Annotated in this window: 1 protein-coding gene; it reads left to right on the top strand. The window is 55.9% G+C overall.

Going from position 1 to position 537, the window contains the following annotated elements; translation table 11 throughout:
* Nucleotides 1–537: hypothetical protein (locus ABLU96_RS11535; RefSeq protein ID WP_348862526.1), on the top strand; the 537-nt coding region annotated here is incomplete at both ends.

Below are 537 nucleotides of genomic sequence, written 5' to 3'. Positions count from 1 at the left end.
GACAGCGATGCCGATTCCGACAGTGATTCGGATTCTGACAGCGATTCGGATTCTGACAGCGATTCCGATTCTGACAGCGACTCGGACTCGGATAGTGACTCGGATTCGGATAGCGACTCCGATTCTGACAGTGACTCGGATTCCGACAGCGACTCGGATTCCGACAGTGATTCGGATTCTGACAGCGATTCCGACTCTGACAGCGATTCGGACTCTGACAGCGACTCCGATTCCGACAGTGATTCGGACTCCGACAGCGATTCCGACTCCGACAGTGATTCGGACTCCGACAGTGATTCCGACTCGGACAGCGATGCTGACTCCGACAGCGACTCCGATTCCGACAGCGATTCGGACTCCGACTCCGACAGCGACTCGGACTCTGACTCTGACTCTGACTCCGACAGCGATTCGGACTCTGACAGCGATGCCGATTCCGACAGCGATTCGGATTCGGACAGCGATTCGGACTCTGACAGCGATGCCGATTCCGACAGTGATTCGGATTCTGACAGCGATTCGGATTCTGACAGCGAT

It is taken from the genome of Klebsiella sp. CN_Kp106, from assembly GCF_040064575.1.
GTDB classification, from domain to species: Bacteria; Pseudomonadota; Gammaproteobacteria; order Enterobacterales; family Enterobacteriaceae; genus Klebsiella; species Klebsiella michiganensis.
The sequence above is the reverse complement of the archived record's forward strand: the minus strand, read 5'-3'. Positions and strand labels throughout refer to the sequence as shown.